The sequence below is a fragment of the Bacteroidales bacterium genome (assembly GCA_023228145.1).
Classification (GTDB): Bacteria; Bacteroidota; Bacteroidia; order Bacteroidales; family CAIWKO01; genus CAIWKO01.
Map to the genome: position 1 here is coordinate 23,326 of JALOBU010000013.1, position 20,626 is coordinate 43,951.

Here is a 20,626-nt window from a genome sequence, read left to right on the forward strand (position 1 = left end):
AATATTAATGTTACAATTTACTCATCATCATTTTCTTTTTCTTCATCTGCACCGATTTTTTTTAGAAAATCTTTTTTACGTTTTTCGGTGGAGATTATAAAAGCATACTGTGGCATTTTGTCTTCTGCTTTGAGAATATTTTTATTCTTGCTCATCGCTTCTTTCAAAAGGTCGTTATAAGTTTTTTTGGAAGAATATGATTGGAATTTATTCTGTGCGTAGTTGAAATAATACCAGTCGTTCTCCACTTCAAAATACATATTGATAATGCTCCCGCTTCTTTTGCGGGAAATTTCGATAGAACCATCAACATATTTGTTAACCTGATTTTCGTTCATCATGGTTATGCCGATTGAGCCTTCGGATACAAGGGAGCGCGACTTGGGGTTCCATTTAAATTTAATATCTGAAATCACCAGGGTGTGCTTCATTTCATCGGGAATATTTTTAAATCTTCCTGCTAAACTGAGTTGACTGATAAGGTCGTCGGCTTTTTTTGGTCCAACCATAAAGCGCATGGCATTATAAAATTTATCTTCTGACGGGTCAGCGGGTTCGAGGTTCCCATCATTGATTATTTCAGAAGCAAACATTTGCCAGGCGTCTTTTTCAAAGAAAAAATCAAGATTCAGGGTCAAGTCAAAAAAGGTGTTTTTGTCAATCAGGTTATTTTTTACTGTGCCATAAGACTCCAGATTAACCCTGCCGAGGTTGGCTCCGAGATTCACTTTCCCTTCTCCGAATATTTCACAGTTTTTACGGTCAAGATAAATATAGTTGGCTGCCGGAATGTATTTGGCTGAGGAATCAATTAACGGCCCTACATAATATCTTTGTGTTTCTTTGTCATAGGTTATTTGTCCTGAGGCAGTAATTACTTCTCCATCGTTAAAACGATTTTTATATTGCTGGAATGCCGCATAAACCATTGTTGAATCATCTCCAATATATAAACCCATGCCCAATTCATTTCCTGTTGTTCCTTTGACGTATTCTTTAGGTTTTTCACCAATAGGTATAGCTACATTTTCGGGGTCAATATCACTTGTAAAGCGCAACAGGCGGCGCGGCATAGTATCACAATCGTGTTTTATTCCGGCCCCTCCATCGAAATTCAGAAAGTCATTCCCCGCACTCATGGTAACTTTACCTGCAAAAGTAAAGTATGGACTAAGGGTAAAACCGGTTTCTTCTTTTATGTCGCCATAAGCAACGCTTTGTCCCGATTTATCCACTTCGATGGCGTGCATAAATATTTTTTGATTTTCCTTCAGTTCGTCAACATAATCAAGATACCCGGAACCTTTATAAATTTTTCGTGAAAGAATATCTGCCGTAACATCATAGAGGTAGTAATATTTCAAATCGGTATTGGCAATAATTTTTGCGTTTTTTAAAGTCAGCATTTCAGCTCTTTTCAGTATGGTTACTTTGCCAGAATCAGGGAAAATAGCAGCGTCAGCAACATGAATTACCGGGACATCATTTGTATAAATGATATTTTCCGTGAGGTGATAATAAGCTGTCGGCGCATAAAAATTAAGAGAATCCTGTGTCGGGTATTCAGAAACAAAATAAGATTCTGTAAATTCTTCGTCAGCAAGTTCCATCAGTGTTTTATTTTTTAAGTAGGAATAGTCATTTTTCAGGCTGCTTTGTAACATCAGTTTGTCTTTATCCATATACCAGTCGAAGTTATACATAAAGCAAGCATAGTTGTTAAAAGGAAAAGTAATTTTTGAGTTTTCATCATTTGATTTGAATTTTCCCAGTTGTTTGTCGAAATCAATATCTACATTGAAGTTATCGGTTTTTAGCACCAATTCGTTTAAATCCGGTGTTTTAAATTTAACATTTGTTGTATCGGAATTAAAAGCATGGTGCCTTAATTTATAATTCTTCGATTGCATTTCCACTTTTCCAAAAATCATGATTCCATTAGCTGATAAACCTTTGGGAGATAATGATAACCCTCCTTTAAGTATGGTGTTATTGGCAAAAAGGTCAATAGGTTTTGAACTTTGATAAACATTCATAACATCATAATAGGGGTGCCATCTTACTTTTACATCTTCAGCATATACCGCTGGATACTCAACCGGAGTGTTTTTTTCGGCAATGGTATATTGATAAGCATTAGCAAGCATTGAGTCGGGGAAAAAGATGATATCGTTTGAACGTGTTACTGAAGTGAGGTATTTCAGGGTGCCTTTCCCAAGGAATCCTTTATAGCTAAGGTCAATTATTGAGTCATAAGTGCCTTTCCCGCTGTATGCTTTGAATCCTTCTTTCGGCGTGGTAATCACAAAGCCCAGTGAATAATCAGGTTGAACTTTTAATGGTTCTGTTATATCGGGAAAAATACCTGCAGAGACGAGGTATCCCTTAAATTGCTTTCTTTCGCTTTCATAATTATCAAGAGTGTCAATACGGAACGGCAGCAAACGGTAGTAAAAACGATCACGGGAATAGACTTTGTTGAAAATGAATGGTTTGTCATAATAAACATAAGCATCTTTTTTGCTAATGAACGATGGATAATCGGCAAAAGGTTTCAAACCGGATTTGTTGTTGGGATGGTCTATAAGGATTTCTCCGGTAAGGTTTTCTATCACTGTTCTAACTTTTACAAGGGGGTGGTGTCCGTAGATGTCAGTAGGTTTTGACCGGTCTTGAACCTTAAAGCTCATAGAGTCAATCATGTCCATGTCGAACTTAAATTTATCATAACTGAACTGGAATTTTTTTCCATAGAAATCAAACAGTCCGGCATGTACCCTTCCATCAAAGGTGAAATCTCTGTTTTTCCTGAGTATGACTTCCTGTTCGTAAGGGTCAACGTACACAAATTGAGAATCACTAAGGTAAATACGTGCCACTCCCCGAAGTTTCAGTTCATTATTAAGCAGGTTAAGAGTGCCATTACTTTTGGATGATATGATGGAGTTAAATTGTATTACGTCGTAATCTGTTTTTCCGGCTTTGGCATTAATATAATTATAGATACGGTCTTTTAAAGCAACAATTCCTTCTTCGAAATTATAAACAATAAATCCCTTTTCCGCAAAGTTATAAAGCATCACCTGCACCTGTTCTTTGTTGATTTTCATCTTTCTTACCACATCGGCTTCGGTAAAAGTTTTTGTCCCTTTCTGGTCAGCAATTTGTTTCAGCAAAACCAGGGGGTGCACTTCATCCATACCCCTGAGTTTTTCCCATCTGAGCTCATTATAATAATTGTCGGATTCAAAAACGGCATTGCTTTCACTTTCAGCCCCCCTGATATGTGTAAAGTCAATCAGAGGCTGGTCAAGTTTCCAGTATAGCGCTTCGAAATACATATCAAGCTTGTGGTAAGTATTGACGTAAGGGCTTTTTGTTATGCCAATATTGTCACGAATCATGCTTAACTCTCTTTCTTCATTATTGAATTTCATTGTAAGTCCGGGGTGAAAAATGGAGTCGTTACCAATATAAATTACTATAGCAGCACGGTCGGAATTTATAGTGTTTTTGCGCATTATGAACCCTTTGGATGAGCATTTTACAAAGCGCTTATTGTCTTTCTTAATATAAATGTAGGCGTTTTGTTCTGCAGTACCTTTCCCAATAAGCTTTTCACCGTGCATGGCAAAACCGCCCTCAAAATCAACATCCTTGAAGATTTCTTTAAGCTCAAGACGGTTTTCAAAAGAGGTGAAACGGGGGTATGAAATACGTTCTTCACTTACATCGGCAAAAACTTTTTCTGAAAGGCTTCCTATAAGCGGGCGCTGAAAAAAAATTGTGTTATAAAAAGTAACGGTGTCCACATCAAATTCCGACTTAGTGAGTTGTATTTCGTATGACTTATGAATTTCAGCATGGACTTCTTCCCATGCAATGCCAACCCTGTCCCAATAAACATTTCCGTTTTTTCCAATCCATTTGTTTAGGGTAGGATAGAATCTTCCCTGAGTGCCATAGATGCAAGTGCTGTCATTTTTTTTGACACAGGTGAGGTCAAGGGATGGAAATTCAAAATAAGGAATGGAGTCGTATTTATAAATATAGTCGGATGTATTAGCTTTCCAGCAAACAAGTTTTGTTTCATAAAGGTAGTTTTTTTTAAGCATCAGGTTGGTGGCATCAAGTACAGCCATAAAACGGATGCTGTTGGTCATGCCTGCAAGTTTACGTAAGCTGTATTGCCACTCCTGATAGCTTTCTGATGGCAGGTTGGAGTTGTGAAAATTAATACATGCCCGAAGATATTCCAGAAAGTTAGGATAGGGTTTCATTTTTCGTTTCAGCATTACATTGCAGATTTCGTAAATAGAGTCTTTTTCTTCCTTGTCAAATTTGTTGTTCAGCCACAAATCAGAAAACTCTGTCATAAGAGTTTTTCCGGCATCTTTTAGTTCGCTGGATGAAACCGATTGAAACATATCCGTGAGCTCTTTAATAAATGTTGCCGGTTCTTCAGAGAATTTCTTTCCCGGCTGTGCAAGCATAGGTAATGAGGTCAATAATAAAAGTGCAGAGAGAATATATTTTTTCATAATAACATAATTATTCTTTTTTATAAACCGAAGCACACCAGTTATTCGTGTTTATATAACGTAAAAATTTTAAAGCAAATTGTGAAGCTTTTTTATTGATGATACCAAGGTCGGTTTCGTAAAAACCGCTTAAGATAATAAGCCCGTTTGTGTCCAGGCAATTACTATAAGAAGGTATTTCATCAAGAAGCACATTACGGTTAATATTTGCAAGAATAAAATCATAATGCCGGTTTAATAGCATGGAAATATTTCCATACAGCACTTCAATCTGTGATGTGTTATTGTGCAAAATATTTTCCTTTGCATTTTGAAATGCCCATTCTTCGTTGTCAATGGCAGTGATATGAGCGGCTCCAATTTTACAGGCAAGTATTGCCAGTAAGGCAGTTCCGCATCCTACGTCAAGAACGTTTTTGTCTGCGATATTTTGTTCAAGCAGCAATTTAACCATCATTGTCGTAGTTTCGTGATGCCCGGTTCCAAAAGACATTTTAGGTTCAATAATAATTTCATACGTCATGCCTTTTTTAGCAGGATGAAACGGAGCCCTTATATAACAAATATCTTCAATAACTACAGGTTCAAAATTACTTTCCCATAAGGCATTCCAATTTTGCGATTGTATGGTTTTAAACTCGTATTCAATTTTTATTTCAGGGTTTCGAAAGATATCAAGCTCTTTAAAAGTATCTTTATTAAAATTAACTTGAGGGATATAAGCCGAGAAGTTACTTTCTTTTTCCTCAAAGCTTTCAAAACCATAGTCTGCAAAAGCAGCCATAACAATATCGGAGTACCTTTGAGGGAAAACAGTGTATGACACTTCTGTATAATTCATTATTCTACCGGTAATGATTTTACGATGCTGATAAAATCCCCGGCTTTAAGAGATGCACCGCCGATAAGTCCTCCGTCGACATCTGTCATTGCAAAAAGCTCCCGTGCGTTTTGTGCATTGCAACTGCCACCATAAAGTAATGTCATATTTTGCGCTGTTTTTCTCCCGAATTTAACATCAATCAGTCTCCTGATAAACGAATGCATTTCCTGTGCCTGTTCAGGTGTAGCGTTCAGGCCGGTACCGATAGCCCACACAGGTTCATAGGCGATGATTATCCTGCGAAAATCACTTTCATTTAATTTAAACACTGTTTCGTTGAGCTGCCGCCTCACTACTTCAAAAAATTTATTTGATTTTCTTTCTCCTATAACTTCCCCTATGCAAAATATTGGAACTAAATTATATTTTAAGGCTATTTCAACTTTTTTAAGTAAGGTTGCACTGTTTTCATGAAAATACTGTCTTCGTTCCGAATGGCCAATAATGACAAATTTTGCCCCCGTGGATTGTATCATAGCGGCAGATACTTCTCCGGTATAAGCGCCTTTTTCTTCAGTATGGCAGTTTTGAGCGGCGACGAATATTCCTTTATATCCTTTTGTTAATTCTTTGCATAAAGCAAGATACGGAAATGGCGGCGACAGGATGATAAGTATGTTCTCATGAAAACGCTTTTCTTCAGCGCCGGATAGCATGGAGGTTATTTCTTCAATAAGCTGTTGTGCTTCCGGTAATGTTTTGTTCATTTTCCAGTTGCCGGCTACAATTTTTTTTCGCATGATTTTGGATGTTTAACTGTATTAGCAAAAATACAGTTTAACAGCTTACTATTTTTATGAAAATTAAAAAAAATATCAGAATTTTATTAACGGATAACTGAAATTTCTGCTTTGGGGATTTGAAACTTAATTGTTTAAATTATTCGAAAAAGATATTATTTATCATTAAAAAACACGGCAAGCCAAATACAATTTGGTTCAGCGGAAGTGTAAATAACTTTGTGCCTGCAATGTGCAGGAATGTATAAATAATCGCCTTTGTGGAGATGTTTGATGCTGTTATTTTCAAATTCCAGCGTTGCTGCACCTTCAAGCAGGATCACCCATTCGATTTCTTTCTGGTCGAACCAGCCATCGGCAGGTGATGTTTGACCAGAAGAAATAATCTGTTCTATTTTAATATTATTACCTGAAAAAAGAGTATTGAAGATTTCTTTTTTTTCGGTTAAAGAATGTTTGAAAATATTCCCTTCGTGGAGTTCCATTTTTTTATTAAAGTTCTTCAATTATTCCTTTTCCCTGTCGCACAAGCACAGGCTCACCCGTGGTGCAGTCAACCACCGTAGAGGCTTCATTATCGCCATAGCCGCCGTCAATAACAATATCTACCAGTTTGCTGAATTTTTCGTGTATCAATTCGGGGTCGGTGGTGTATTCAATAATTTCGTCTTCGTCGTGTATGGAGGTTGACATGATAGGGTTACCGAGTATTCGTACAATTTCTTTCGCAATATTGTTATCCGGAACACGAATACCTATGGTTTTCTTTTTGCTTTGGAAAATACTCGGGACTTTGTTGTTGGCTTCAAGAATGAAGGTGAAAGGCCCAGGCAGGGCTTTACGCATAAGCTTATAAACAGGTGTAGATATAGGTTTAGTATATTCCGACAAGTGACTGAGGTCATAACAGATGAATGAAAAATTGGCTTTTTGAGGATTGACGCCTTTAAGGCGCGCTATGCGCTCAATGGCTTTGGGTTTGTAGATATCACATGCCAGCCCGTAAACGGTATCGGTAGGATAAATAATGATGCCTCCGTTTTGAATACATTCCACCACAGTCCTGATACAGCGTTCGGATGGATTTTGAGGGTAGATTTTTAGTAACATGTGTTTGTATAAAAATGGGTAAGTTACTTACATCGCACCGCTACAACCACTTACCCTTGCTACCTTCCGGTCCTGGGGGAGTTTGCAGGAGCTGGTCGTATAAGACTTACCCGCTGCAAATGTAAAAAAAAATCATCAAACAGTATAATTTTATTATTTTTGCTCTAACAAACTTTTACCTATGGAACAAAATATTAATACCAGAACAGAATTTCAGCCTGTAAATAAAAACAAAGAGAAACTTAAATATGCCATTAAGCATGGGTTGATGCTTGCCGGCTCTTTAATACTTTTCGATTTAATTATGTATATTTTTGATTTATCAGGCTTGGGAATGTTTTTCGGTTTTTTTGTTTTACTGGTTTCTTTGGCTTTGTATTTCAGCTTCTTTATAGGGGGCGGCAGGAAATACAGAAATCAATTACATAACGGATACATTAATTACTCCAGGGCTTTTGTTTTTTGCCTGTCGATGGCAGTCGTTATGGTTATTGTTTTAACAATTTATTATTTTCTTTTTTATTATTTTTTCGACCCTGAACGTGCCACAAATGAAGCACAGAAAGCTATAGAAGTCATTTCTGAGAATCAATATATTCCTGATGATGAAAAAGAAAACATCATTGGAAAAATGCTGGAAAATACAAAGCCGGTAAATATAATGGTCAGAAGTTTAATAAACAACACTATTACATCAGTTATTCTGGCAGCTATTTCTGCTTTATTTGTGCGCAGAAAAGAAAAAATTACCGAAGTATTATAATCATATTGTGATGAATCTTTCAATCATAGTACCCTTATTTAACGAAGAAGAATCTTTGCCTGAGCTTTGCAGTTGGATAAACCGTGTTGCCGAGGAACAGAAATATATATACGAAATTATTCTGGTTGATGACGGAAGCAATGATGATTCATGGAATGTAATAGAAAAACTTTCTACTATCAATACCAATATTAAAGGGATTAAATTCCGCAGAAATTATGGCAAGTCGGCAGCGCTAAATGTAGGTTTTGAAGCGGCACAGGGCGATGTTGTAATTACCATGGACGCCGACCTGCAGGACAGCCCTGAAGAAATTCCCGGATTATACAGGATGATTGTTGAAGATAATTTCGACATGGTTTCGGGGTGGAAAAAAGTACGCCATGACCCATCTTTATCAAAAAACATTCCCTCGAAATTTTACAACTGGATGACCAGTCGTATGTCGGGAGTGAAGTTACACGATCATAATTGCGGCCTGAAAGCATACCGCTTGAATGTTGTGAAAACTATCGAAGTCTATGGTGAAATGCACCGCTATATTCCTGTGATAGCCAAATGGGCAGGATTTAAAAAAATCGGAGAGAAAGTGGTGGAACACCGCAAACGTAAATACGGCACTTCAAAATTCGGAATGAACCGCTTTATGAACGGCCCGCTTGACCTTTTGTCTATCATGTTTGTTTCCAAATTCGGCAAAAAACCCATGCATCTTTTTGGCACCGTCGGGACCATCATGTTTATTTTAGGTATGGCTGCTGCAGTTGGCATTGGTATTCAGAAAATCTATTACCTCAACTCCGGGATAAAAGCCCCTTTGGTAACCGACAGCCCCTATTTTTATATTGGCTTGGTGGCAATGATACTTGGAACTCAGCTATTTTTAACTGGTTTTCTGGCCGAAATGGTAGCCCGCAGCTCACACGACCGCAACAAATATCATATTGAAAAACGTTTGAATATTTCATGATAATATACATTATCAAATTAAAATATTAGTGCCACTTTTTTAGATACAAAAAAATTCCTGCTGCGTAAAACAAGAAAAAATACGCCCTGTTTGACACCTGCGGGTTCCCATCTCATCATATGATTGCCTTCTGTAAGTACCCCTTGAGAGATAGTTGAAATTTTATGCCCGATACTATTATAAACTTCTAAAAAAATATGTTCTGAGTTTGATGGGACAAAAAAACTAATATCTGTGTATGTGTTAAATGGATTAGGGTAATTATTCAATAACATATTATTGTCAGGTTTTGAGTTTGCCAGTATCCCAGCAACACCAACAGCAGGACACCCGGCCTCAAGCCAGGCATTATAAATGAGTTCGGCAATAGCGTGAGAAGCATTCTTAAATAATCTTATTGTGAAGTTTTTGGTTTTGTTCCAGAGAGCGGCCTTGTAAGTGGATGAATAATAATTTGATGAGAGGCTTGTTGCGTGGTCATCGGCAATTATAATAGAATCAACCAGCTTATAGTTTTCATAAAGATAATCAAACACATATTGATTGATGTTTGCAATTATCTTTACAGTATCACCTGTATAAACAATCTGTGAGTTATTGTAATTTATCGTCGTAGATTCGTATCTTGAATGTATTCCATCGTTACCACTGTATTGTCCGTTGTAATTTTTTGTAATATGCAGTGGCATGTGTCCGTCAGCAACATAGTGCCCTAGATCTGCAGCATAAAACACTGCTTCTTCCCAGTCATTTCTTTGCATGGCTTTTTTCAAAGAATCATAAGTTGCGAGTGTTGCCCAGGGCAAAATTCCCTGATTCATAACAAAGTATATTCCACGCGCTACAATTACAGAATCCCATGTTTGTGGAATAGTTTGTGTGGTCGTAAATTCAAAATAATTGTCAATATCAATATAATGTTTTGGTGCCTCAGTCGGGTCATTTTCTTTTCTATCGTCTGCATCAGATGCGTGATCAGCAATGTATTGAGTCCAGTTATAAAATTGAGACATTTGAGTATAAAATGACAAAGACGAATTATAACTGATTTTATAATGGCCTGTATATCCCCAGCTGACAAGTGTCAGTGTAATCAGAACGGCTGCCATCATATGAAAAAAACGTTTCAATATCAAAATATTTTTTCAAAAATAATGAATAATTAGCTGGACAGGAAATAATATTCAAAAAGTTTGATGTGTTATTCAAAAAAATTTTCAGCTCCCGGGTAAAAATAATCCTGCTGGGCTTCTTTTGGGTCAAATATATAATATACAACTTCTGCAGTCGAACACAATTCATTTTTTGAATTATATAACTTCACATCAATTTTAGCAAAATTCTTTACACTTTTGGTGAATTTGGCTTTTACAAGAACCGGGCCTGAGTCAATATATACGGGGTAAAGGTATTTAATATCCATTCTGCTCGTTACTCCTGTCGTTTCAAGTTTTACCTGAACAACCCAACTGGCAATTTCATCAATCAGGGTTGCTTGAATACCGCCATGTAAAACATTGTTATATCCCTGAAAAATGTTATGGGCTTGCCACTCACAACATATAAAATCTTCATCTTCATAAAATTCCATCTGCAATCCGGAATTATTTTCAGGAGAACAGCCGAAGCAGAAAAACCCGGGTAATTTAACATAAGGATTTTTAATCTTTCTCATAAAAACTCTTTTTACAAAAATATCATTTAATTTTATGCCATAAATTAAGTTGCTTATGAAGCGTATTTATTTATTATTTTTTGCCTTAATATTTATTTCGTGCAATACCCCCAAAAAGCTTGCAATACAAAAAATAGCTACCTTCAAAAAAATGGAATGGCTTACCGGTAAATGGAAAATCATGTCATCTACATATATTTACGAAGAAAACTGGACAAAGGTTAGCGACACATTGTACGCAGGCGAAAGCATTATGCGAATATCACTGGATACCGTTCTGTATGATATTATGAATATCAGGGCAGGGGAAAATTATATTTTTTTAAGCAGTAAAAGTAAAATTTCAAGCAATGGCAAACTAAATATTTACAAACTCACAAAAATATCAAAAGATAAAATAATTTTTGAAAATCCCGGAAACACAGAACAAAGCAGCATTACATATTTTCAGAAAGGGCCACTGATAATGAATATTCTGATTGAAGGCAAAGAAAGGTCGGTTGAAAGTTATGATTTGAGAAAACTTACAAAATGATGTGTTTATTGTAAAAAAAATGTAAAAGCTTATTCATAGAGAAAAAAAATTTATCTTTGCACCTCTAAATTTGAGTTTATGGCAAAAAAATCCGATAAAACCGAAGATAAAATTGTTGCTGTAGAAGAAGCCCTCAGCAGGGGAGAACAATTTTTTGAAAAAAACAAAAATTTATTATTTTATATTCTTTTAGGCATACTGGTTGTCGTAGGAGGAATTTTCCTTTACAATAAATTCATTCTGGCCCCTAAAGAACGTGAAGCACAGTCAGTGTCTTTTTATGCTGAAATGTATTTTGAAAAAGATTCCCTTGATCTGGCAATCAATGGCGACGGCACCAATCCCGGATTCCTTCAAATCCTTGATGATTATGGCTCAACAAAACAGGGAAACCTTGCAAAATATTACTTAGGGATTTGCTATTTAAAAAAAGGGGAATTTAAAACTGCTATTGATTACCTGAAAGATTTTGATGCAGACGACCATATTGTTGCTCCTATGGCCATCGGTGCTACAGGCGATGCTTATATGGAACTCGGTGACACCGATAAAGCCATAGAATTTTATCTGAAAGCGGTTGAGAAAGATAAAAATGATTTTACCACTTCTTTTTTTATGATGAAAGCAGCCTGGGCTTATGAAACTCAAAATAAATATGACAAAGCCCTTGAACTTTACGAAATAATAAAAAAAGAGCATCATAAAAGCTACGAAGCCAGAGATGTGGAAAAATACATTGCTTATGCCAAAGGCAAATCCGAAAATAAATAATACCAAAGCCGGCCGTAAAAAGAAAAACCTTTCTGATTTCGGAGAAATATATGGGAAACTATCACAAAATACCTTAATGGGTATAATAGTTTCAGAATGGAATAACGAGATAACTGAGGCTTTATGCAAAGGAACTGTTGATACGCTTATAAAGCATAAAATTAAAAAATCTAACATCCTGATACATTATGTTCCCGGAAGTTTTGAATTGCCTTTAGGAGCGCAATACCTTATTGAAAACTCAAAAGTTGACGCGGTGATTTGCCTGGGATGCATTATTCAGGGAGAGACCAGGCATTTTGAATTTATTTGTCAGGCAGTAAGCAATCAGATATCTCAGTTAAATCTTGATTTTAACATACCTGTCATTTTTGGAGTGCTGACAACAAATAATTATCAGCAAGCCCTTGAAAGAGCCGACGGAAAATATGGGAACAAGGGCGTTGAAGCTGCTGCTGCCGCTATAAAAATGCTTCTTCTGAGAGACCGGCTGGAATCAGAACATATTTAGCAACAACCTGCAGAATGAATAAAACCCGAATTATATTTATGGGGACTCCAGAGATTGCAGCAGTTTCCCTTAAGAGACTGCTCACTGAAAAATTAAATATAGTTGCGGTTGTTACAACTCCCGACAAACCGGCAGGCAGAGGATTGCAAATAAAAGAATCTCCTGTAAAAAAAATAGCAATAGAAAACCACATAACTGTTTTTCAACCTGTAAATCTCGGTGATGCAGAATTTATTAATACTCTCAAAGAACTTGACCCGGATATATTTATTGTTGTTGCTTTCCGCAAAATTCCCGATGAATTACTGAATATCCCCAAAACAGGTGCATTTAATCTTCACGCATCATTACTTCCGCAATATCGTGGTGCAGCACCTATTAATTGGGCCATCATCAACGGAGAGAACGAAACCGGGCTTACCACATTCTTTCTTACTAACAAAATTGATTGCGGAGATATCATTCTTCAGAAAAAAATAGAAATTTCTGAAAGGATGATTGCATCTGAGCTTTACGATATCATGAAAGTGAATGGCGCCGAACTTGTAATGAGTACGCTAAAACTAATATTCGATGGCAGTTATACAACAGTAACACAACAAAAACTAAATATTGGTGTTAATGAATTAAAAAAAGCACCTAAAATTTATAAAGAAAATTGCCGCATTAATTGGAGTAGTTCATGCAAACAAATATTTAATCATATTCGAGGTTTGGCCTATTTACCGGGGGCTTACAGTGAATTATTATCCCCCGAAGGAAAAATATTTGTATTCAAAATTTATCATTCTGAATATACTGTTTGTACTCATAATTTCGAGGTTGGTCATCTGGAAACTGACAATAGTCAATACATTAAGGTATATGCTGCTGATGGATACATTGATATAAAGGAATTACAGCTCTCCGGAAAAAAAATATTGTGTACTGATATGCTTCTCAGAGGCTTTAAGCTTAATAACAGTTGGAAAATAAGATAAAATCAAACGCTTAAACGCTGAAAGTCTTGTTTACAGAGGAAAGTTTTCAACAAAAGTCCTGTTTTATTAACAAAATAAGCATTTTCAGAAAAAAAAACTTGACAAATCGAAAAAAACAAGTATCTTTGCAGCATTATTAACCTTAATTAAATTAAAAACATTTAATTAAAAAAATTCAAACATGAACAAAGCAGAATTAATCGAAGCAATGGCTGGTGAAGCCAGAATGACAAAAGCTGATGCAAAAAAAGCTTTAGACGCTTTCGTTAAAGCAACATCCGTAGCTTTAAAAAAAGGTGACAGAGTTGCATTAGTTGGATTTGGTTCTTTTGCAGTAACTAAAAGAGCTGCAAGAAAAGGCCGTAACCCACAGACCGGCAAAGAAATTAAAATCGCTGCCAAGAAAGTGGTAAAATTCAAAGCTGGTAATGAATTAGCTGCAAAAGTTAAGTAACATTGCTTCATGCTTAAGAAAGTCCCGGAGTAGTCCGGGACTTTTTTTTTATATGCCTGACAAATTATACAACATACAACTTATGAATTATCTCAGTAGTTTTCTGACAGAAGCCCGTATGGAAAGATTTAATGAAATCATTCGTGAACGTACTCGCCATGTGTGTGTTGTATTGGAAGACATTTATCAGCCGCATAATGCCAGTGCTGTATTACGTTCCTGCGACTGCTTTGGAATTCAGGATGTACATATTATCGAGAATAAAAACAAATATGAAGTAAATCCTGATGTTGCCCTGGGTTCATCAAAGTGGTTGACACTAATAAAATACAATCAGGCTGCTAACAATACCAAGGATTGCATTGCTAAACTAAAAGAAAGTGGATATAACATTGCTGCAACTTCACCGCACAAGAATGATTATCTAATTGAAGAACTTCCCCTCAACAACAAGATAGCCTTGTTCTTTGGAACAGAAAAAGATGGCTTAAGCGAAGATGTTCTGGATAATGCAGACCTTTTTGTAAAAATCCCAATTTTTGGTTTCACGGAGAGTTTTAATATTTCTGTCTCAGTAGCACTTTGTCTATACAGTATTACTTCAAGGTTGAGGAAATCTAATATAAAATGGCATTTGAATGAGGAAGAAATAACCAACATAAAAATTCAATGGATAAAAAATACTTTAAAAAATCCGGAACTTCTTATGCGAGAATTCGAAAAAAAATGAATAACTCATAAAATTATCCATTGAATTAACATTTTTTATACTTTTGCAAATCAAAACAAAAAAATAAAAATATAATATGGGAAAAGGTGATAAAAAATCAAGAAGGGGTAAAATCTGGATTGGCAGCCATGGCGTAAGAAGACCAAGAAAAAAAACAAAGAAATTTGTTCCTGTAGTTGAAGCTAAGGAGCCTCAAAAAATAAAAATTGTGGAAGAGGTAATAGAACAGCCTGTAATTGTTGAAGAAAAACCAAAAAAAGAAAAAGCTCCTAAAGCAAAAAAAGAAACTGTAGAAACTAAAGAGCCCAAAACAGAGAAGGTAAAAGAACCAAAAGCTAAGGAAACAAAGCCTAAGGAGGGAAAAAAAGAAATTAAAAAAGCTCCTGCAAAGAAGGAGGCAAAAGCTAAAGCTGATAAACCTGCTGCTCAAAAAGCAACAAAAAGTAAAAAATAATAATTTCAATTCATATTTTGAAAAGCATACTGCAATTACAGGCAGTATGCTTTTTTTTATTCTCTTGAAACGGTTTTCTGAGGTGGGATTATCAGACCGTCATTTATTTCTGGCAAAATTTGTTTCAGAAGTTCCCTGCTCATTCCTCCTGTATTAATAAAATACCAGGTTTTCCCAATATCATAAGAGATTGCTATAATTGTCGAGCTGATTTCAACTTTTTTAAAATTTAATTTCATTAATTGAATTTGTGAAAAAACACATTGTATATTTGATTCAGAGATAATAAATTTTTCAGGTATGTTATTTACATAAGAGATAACTTGCATTCCTCTTGTAACAAAGCTCTTTGTTAATTCGGCTTGCAGGTTTTTTTCACCGCCCAGAGCTTTGATTAATCCTGGATGATGTACGTGAATATATTTTTCAAATTGATTGGTTTGTAACCAAAAAATCATAGAATCTGCCTGCGTTTTCACAGCAGTTTTATAATTATTTATTATTACGGTATCGGGGATTTCCTGTGCGGGGCATTGATTTAATATTATTATTAAAAAGGATAGTAAAATAAAATTTCTTGACTCGAACCTAAGCATATAAATTGGTTTTAAAGTATTATTTCAGAACAGCTATTATGAATGAATGATTTCCTTCGTCATTAAGTATAACTACAAAATATATTCCACTTTCAAAATTACTAACATCAATTTTTCTAACAAAATATCTACATGTTATGGGAAAACTTTCATTAAAAATTTTTTCACCTTGCAGATTAAGAATATTAAGTTGAATATTCCCTATATAATTTGTTAAAATTATGTATACATTGTTTATTGCGGGGTTTGGAAATACATGTATTTTTTCTTCATTAAAAATAAAAACAGGAACTTTACTTACATGGGTTGATGCCGAAAATTCCGATGTATTGCCAGATGAATCGGTTGCAGTAGCTGTAACTTTAGTTCCTCCCCATATCCCTGATGTTATTTCTACAGAAAAATTTCCTGTATTATCAGGTACAACTGATGCGAGATAGATTTCACCTTCTCCAAAACCCGAGGCATCATCATCTGATTTAAATAATTCAATGGTTGTATATTGAGATAGTTGAGTATCAATATATCCTTCGATAAGAAATTTTCCGGAGGCTTCATTATATTCAGCAGATGTTATCACAGGAAAATTCATAAGCATATTTGGTCCGATGTCAGCATCGCTGGCATCATTATTTGTTATTCCCATTGGATAAAGATCAATTCCTAATCCTGCATTGTGATGTATGGAATTTGCGGAAATCTTATTATAGTAGTCGCCATCATTCATAATGGTAATTCCATTCCCTTTATTAAATGCAATAATATTTCCTTTTCCGGGCATACCGATAATATTTTTTCTTGGACCTTCTCCTATTCTGATACCATCTAATTCATTTGGCAAAGGGGAAATACCATCTATTGCGGTTCCTATTTTATTTCTTGTTATCACATTATAATCCGTTCCGGTTGCATGAATCACAATGCCGCTCTGGCGGTTTCCGGAAATTACATTACTATCCACAATATGATAACGTGGTATTCCATCAATAACAATTCCAATAGTATTAGATAACGAATCCATTCCATTTGCTGTTGTGCCAATTAAATTACCTGTTACTGTATCACTATTTGTCGAATTATTATAAATAAAAACTCCGTAACCACTATTCCCGGAAATTAAATTTCCAGCGCCCTGTTTTTTTCCGCCAAGCAAATTGAATTTTGCCCCATCATCATACAAGACTCCATAAGTATTGGGTATTTTATAACTTCCGCTTATATCGCTTCCTATATAATTTCCAATAATGACATTGTTATCACATCCAGCGCCAAAAACAGGAATTCCATAAGCTACATTGCCTGAAACCAGATTGCGTTCAGCCACGGTATAGCCGCCAATAACATTATATTTAGCAGTCCCTTCAATACTGATTCCATCATAATTGCGCAGTGCATAAGTTCCGGTGCGGTCAGTTCCAACATAATTGTTTATAATGATATTGTTATTAGCATTTACAATCCGAATGCCTATATGGTTATTCCCGGAAACAATATTTCTGTCAGCAATTTGTGTTCCCCCGATAGTGTTGTATTGAGGGCCTCCGATAATTTCTATCCCTATTGAATTTCCTGCTGTGTCCGATGCATTATAATTAGTGCCAATATAATTTCCTTTAATTACATTATATTGTGAAGCATTGGCGGTCATTTGTGAAATCTGAATGCCATAGGTAAAATTGCAGATAACAAATCCTTTAATAATAACATTTGAAACGTTGAAAATATGAAAAGCAAAATCAACGGTTCTGTTGCCATCCAAAATAATTTCAGGTCCATTACTATTTGTGTTCCCCTGATTAATTGTTTGTGATGTGCCATCAATAGAAATATTTCCTTTGGTAATATAAGGCATGGCGGATAATGGGAGTATTGTCCATGTGCCTTGTGTGGAATTAAAATTAATATCAGAGGTTGGGATGTTGAATAAAATCTGATGGGAGCCGCTCGGACTGGCATTGGCCTGAATTATAGCATTTCTTAAAGAGCCTGTGCCGTTGTCGTTAGTGTTTGTAACAATAAAATCTACAGCAAATGCCTTTGTACAACAAGCAAATAAAAATATTAATAACAACTTTCTCATAATCATCTTCTTTACTTAAGGATTGAAAGCTTCCGCACTAATTTTACGCTTTCTGATTCAAGGGAAACGAAATACAAACCATTGTGAAAATCATTGATGTCAATATAATAATTACTTACCCTAGGTTTTGTAATGCCCAATATTTGTTCTTTAAGTTTTTGTCCTTTCATATCAAACAGGCACAATTTCAGCGTTTCAGTTTTATCAAGCTTTATGCTTATGTTGAATCCTGTTGTTGCAGGATTAGGATAAATTTCTGCATAAGCAGAGGAGGGATGGCTTTCATCAATTCCTGCAATCACAAAAAAATCTGTACTTATTTCTGAAGTATTTCCATAAATATCTGTCGCTGTCGCTACAATGGAATCACCCGGGTTTATCCCTTCTGCAAAAAACAACCAGTTGGCTGTAGAATCAACAAAGGTATAACCCAGATAATTCAGACATTGTCCTATACCCTTTGAATTAGTATATGAGCAAAACAGTTCTATTCTCGTCCCTGCAGGGTTTTGGTAGTTATAATCCATGATCCCGGTAATAAATGTCAGGCCATTGCCTGCATCATATCCTGTGGAAAAAATATCAGGATAATTCATTAGCAGATTGGGGCCATTGTCCCAGTCCCCCGGATCGTTTGGGTTAGGTCCCGGTGGAAATATATCAATTTGAGAAACACCATTTCTATAAATGGCATTTTGAGTTATGGTGTTATAAAGAGAATTATCATCGTTAATAATTATTCCTGCGGTGTCATTGCATGCAATAATGTTCTCCGGGCCAACCATATTATCAGAAGAGCCTTTTGAAATCACTATTCCTGAAGCTCCATTTCCACAGGCATCATTATTTATCCCGGTAACACCAATTTTATTATATGAAATGACATTATTATTTGCATTTTCGAAAAGAATAATACCCATATATTTATTGCCGCTTATAGTGTTATACGAAATAGTATTATTACGAGTATTTGTGGCAATGCCTATTCCATTATAATTACCAAAACCACCGGGTGCAGACGCCCCGATAATGTTCCCAATAATCTGGTTGTCATCAGTTCCATAATCGACTATTTCAATCCCATCATAATAATTGCCACTAATATTATTAGCTTCTCCGGGTTCAGTCCCGCCGATAATATTGTATTTAGTTCCGGCTGCAATTATTACACCGATATAATTGGGAATGGTGTCAGTATTTGTTGCATTCACTCCAACTTTATTGCCTTTAAATTCATTATAATAAGTTCCAGTAGTTACGAAGAAAATACCGTAACTTTTATTACCCGAAAGAACGTTATTATTAATCTGGTTATGGTTAGAACCACCGTCAACACAAATTCCTGTTGCATTAGCCAATTTTTCTGTTCCCCCGGCATTTACCCCGATATAGTTTCCGGAAGTATTGTTGTAAGAACTATTACCGTAATAAATGAGCCCATAAACGCGGTTTCCGGAAATAACATTTCTTTCTGCAGCAGTTGTACCCCCAATGGTATTATATTTCGAAACAGTGTTTAGTTCAATTCCGTTGCCTTGCAATGCACTGTCTCCCATCATAAAAGTATTATTTCCACTTACGTCAGGGCCCAGATAATTTCCCTGAACTGTATTGCTGTCGGAGGCCTCTATATAAACTCCTATTTCAATATTTCCGGAAATAATATTACGCTCGCCGACAGAAGTGCCACCAATAATGTTCTTATTACTGTTGCTTTTGAGTATAAGCCCGGTATGATTGCTTATAAAGTTATCCCCGTCTTTATTAGTGCCGATATAATTTCCTTTCACGCTATTTAAACGGGTACCGCTTCCATTCATCACAATGCCCGCCTGATAATTACCGGAAATAATATTTCTTGCGCCTGCGGTATTTCCTCCGATAGTAGTATTATTCGCCCCGGCCAGTATTATTCCGCTTGCATTAGGCAGGCTATCTGTTCCGTTGATATCAGTGCCTATGTAATTCCCTTTAATTTGATTCCCGGAAGAAGTTGTCCCATTGATAACAATCCCTGCCACCAAATTCCCCGATATAAGATTCAAGTCCTGTGTTGTTGTACCACCAATAACATTATTTTTAGAAGTATCAATAACAACACCATATTGGTTTGATAATTTTTTTAAACCTGTAAGGTCTGAACCTATTTTGTTTCCTTTAATATTATTACTGTTTGCTCCGGAAATTGCAATTCCATAATCAGTATTGCCAGAAATTAAACAGTTAAGAATATTATTTGCTGATGCTCCATTATTAATAATAACTCCAATGCTATTTGGTATTGCTAATGAACCATCAAAATTAGTTCCAATAAACATATCTCTTAAAGTCGAGTTGATACAGGTGCTGTTACTGAACACTACTGCATTAGCAAAACCATTAATTATTAGGGAACGAATGGTGCTGTTAGGCGATGCCAAAGCAAAACAAAAATAAAGTGAAGTATTGCTGTGTATTATTATTTCGGGACCATAAATATTTGAATCGCCCTGATTGATAGTTTGAGTATTTCCGTCAATAAAAATAAGCCCTCCGGTCATATCTGCCAAATATGGTAACAAGGAAATAAGTGTGATTGTCCATGTCCCGGTGGCACTGTTATATCCGGCATCGGTAGCAGGAATATTGAATGCAACTGTGTCGGCACCGGCATGACTGTTTGCATTGGTAATTGCTTCTCGCAGTGAACCGTTCCCGGAATTTAATGTATTTACTACTGTATAATTGTTGGAATATGCCTGGATAAATAATGTAAAAAAGAAAACTAATATTAAAAACTTACAGGGAGTGTGATACTTTTTCATGTTGCAATATTATTACAGTATACAGATAT

The 20,626-nt window shown here is 35.8% G+C and carries 19 protein-coding genes and 1 other RNA gene; 9 read left to right on the forward strand and 11 right to left on the reverse strand.

What is annotated here, in order from left to right; all coding sequences use genetic code 11:
• Nucleotides 1-17: 17 nt before the first annotated feature.
• The 6 genes from M0R16_07930 to ffs form a co-directional block, all read right to left on the reverse strand.
• Nucleotides 18-4,541, reverse strand: coding sequence for a hypothetical protein (locus M0R16_07930; GenBank protein MCK9612817.1), 4,524 nt, complete (start codon nucleotides 4,539-4,541; stop codon nucleotides 18-20).
• Nucleotides 4,542-4,551: 10 nt separating this feature from the next.
• Nucleotides 4,552-5,382, reverse strand: coding sequence for a 50S ribosomal protein L11 methyltransferase (gene prmA / locus M0R16_07935; GenBank protein MCK9612818.1), 831 nt, complete (start codon nucleotides 5,380-5,382; stop codon nucleotides 4,552-4,554).
• Complete coding sequence (gene tpiA / locus M0R16_07940) at nucleotides 5,382-6,164, reverse strand: triose-phosphate isomerase (GenBank protein MCK9612819.1); 783 nt, start codon at nucleotides 6,162-6,164, stop codon at nucleotides 5,382-5,384. The genes prmA and tpiA overlap by 1 nt, the downstream gene beginning before the upstream one ends.
• Nucleotides 6,165-6,319: 155 nt before the next feature.
• Nucleotides 6,320-6,649, reverse strand: coding sequence for a cupin domain-containing protein (locus tag M0R16_07945; protein ID MCK9612820.1), 330 nt, complete (start codon nucleotides 6,647-6,649; stop codon nucleotides 6,320-6,322).
• 7 nt (nucleotides 6,650-6,656) lie between these two features.
• Nucleotides 6,657-7,274: an L-threonylcarbamoyladenylate synthase gene (locus tag M0R16_07950; protein ID MCK9612821.1), complete on the reverse strand. Its 618-nt coding sequence runs from the start codon at nucleotides 7,272-7,274 to the stop codon at nucleotides 6,657-6,659.
• 13 nt (nucleotides 7,275-7,287) lie between these two features.
• Nucleotides 7,288-7,386: signal recognition particle sRNA small type (gene ffs / locus M0R16_07955), an RNA gene on the reverse strand.
• Nucleotides 7,387-7,455: 69 nt separating this feature from the next.
• Between ffs and M0R16_07960 the strand changes: the two genes are divergently transcribed.
• The gene (locus M0R16_07960) at nucleotides 7,456-8,037 is read left to right on the forward strand and encodes a DUF4199 domain-containing protein (protein ID MCK9612822.1); all 582 of its coding nucleotides are present in this window, start codon (nucleotides 7,456-7,458) and stop codon (nucleotides 8,035-8,037) included.
• Nucleotides 8,038-8,047: 10 nt separating this feature from the next.
• Nucleotides 8,048-9,007 (forward strand): glycosyltransferase family 2 protein, encoded by a 960-nt coding sequence (locus M0R16_07965; protein ID MCK9612823.1) that lies wholly within the window; start codon nucleotides 8,048-8,050, stop codon nucleotides 9,005-9,007.
• 17 nt (nucleotides 9,008-9,024) lie between these two features.
• On the opposite strand, the gene M0R16_07970 is transcribed toward M0R16_07965, so the two are convergent.
• Nucleotides 9,025-10,137 (reverse strand): hypothetical protein, encoded by a 1,113-nt coding sequence (locus M0R16_07970; GenBank protein ID MCK9612824.1) that lies wholly within the window; start codon nucleotides 10,135-10,137, stop codon nucleotides 9,025-9,027.
• A 71-nt stretch (nucleotides 10,138-10,208) separates the two neighbouring features.
• Complete coding sequence (locus tag M0R16_07975; protein ID MCK9612825.1) at nucleotides 10,209-10,682, reverse strand: PaaI family thioesterase; 474 nt, start codon at nucleotides 10,680-10,682, stop codon at nucleotides 10,209-10,211.
• Nucleotides 10,683-10,833: 151 nt separating this feature from the next.
• Between M0R16_07975 and M0R16_07980 the strand changes: the two genes are divergently transcribed.
• From M0R16_07980 to M0R16_08010, 7 genes are all read left to right on the forward strand, one after another.
• The gene (locus tag M0R16_07980) at nucleotides 10,834-11,217 is read left to right on the forward strand and encodes a DUF6265 family protein (GenBank protein MCK9612826.1); all 384 of its coding nucleotides are present in this window, start codon (nucleotides 10,834-10,836) and stop codon (nucleotides 11,215-11,217) included.
• A 78-nt stretch (nucleotides 11,218-11,295) separates the two neighbouring features.
• Nucleotides 11,296-11,988, forward strand: a complete 693-nt coding sequence (locus M0R16_07985; GenBank protein ID MCK9612827.1) for a tetratricopeptide repeat protein — start codon at nucleotides 11,296-11,298, stop codon at nucleotides 11,986-11,988.
• Nucleotides 11,960-12,499: a 6,7-dimethyl-8-ribityllumazine synthase gene (gene ribH, locus M0R16_07990; protein ID MCK9612828.1), complete on the forward strand. Its 540-nt coding sequence runs from the start codon at nucleotides 11,960-11,962 to the stop codon at nucleotides 12,497-12,499. Before M0R16_07985 ends, ribH begins: the two co-directional genes overlap by 29 nt.
• 14 nt (nucleotides 12,500-12,513) lie before the next feature.
• Nucleotides 12,514-13,479, forward strand: a complete 966-nt coding sequence (gene fmt, locus M0R16_07995; GenBank protein ID MCK9612829.1) for a methionyl-tRNA formyltransferase — start codon at nucleotides 12,514-12,516, stop codon at nucleotides 13,477-13,479.
• Nucleotides 13,480-13,660: 181 nt separating this feature from the next.
• A complete protein-coding gene (locus tag M0R16_08000) occupies nucleotides 13,661-13,933 on the forward strand; it encodes an HU family DNA-binding protein (GenBank protein MCK9612830.1) in 273 nt (90 codons plus the stop codon).
• 82 nt (nucleotides 13,934-14,015) lie between these two features.
• Nucleotides 14,016-14,663 (forward strand): RNA methyltransferase, encoded by a 648-nt coding sequence (locus tag M0R16_08005; GenBank protein MCK9612831.1) that lies wholly within the window; start codon nucleotides 14,016-14,018, stop codon nucleotides 14,661-14,663.
• Between the two features lie 76 nt (nucleotides 14,664-14,739).
• A complete protein-coding gene (locus tag M0R16_08010) occupies nucleotides 14,740-15,117 on the forward strand; it encodes a 30S ribosomal protein THX (GenBank protein ID MCK9612832.1) in 378 nt (125 codons plus the stop codon).
• Nucleotides 15,118-15,173: 56 nt separating this feature from the next.
• On the opposite strand, the gene M0R16_08015 is transcribed toward M0R16_08010, so the two are convergent.
• Genes M0R16_08015 through M0R16_08025 form a run of 3 tightly spaced genes read right to left on the reverse strand, consistent with a single transcriptional unit; the run spans nucleotide 15,174 to nucleotide 20,597 of the window.
• The gene (locus M0R16_08015; GenBank protein ID MCK9612833.1) at nucleotides 15,174-15,713 is read right to left on the reverse strand and encodes a hypothetical protein; all 540 of its coding nucleotides are present in this window, start codon (nucleotides 15,711-15,713) and stop codon (nucleotides 15,174-15,176) included.
• A 19-nt stretch (nucleotides 15,714-15,732) separates the two neighbouring features.
• The gene (locus M0R16_08020; GenBank protein MCK9612834.1) at nucleotides 15,733-17,793 is read right to left on the reverse strand and encodes a right-handed parallel beta-helix repeat-containing protein; all 2,061 of its coding nucleotides are present in this window, start codon (nucleotides 17,791-17,793) and stop codon (nucleotides 15,733-15,735) included.
• An 11-nt stretch (nucleotides 17,794-17,804) separates the two neighbouring features.
• Nucleotides 17,805-20,597, reverse strand: coding sequence for a right-handed parallel beta-helix repeat-containing protein (locus tag M0R16_08025; GenBank protein ID MCK9612835.1), 2,793 nt, complete (start codon nucleotides 20,595-20,597; stop codon nucleotides 17,805-17,807).
• Nucleotides 20,598-20,626 lie beyond the last annotated feature (29 nt).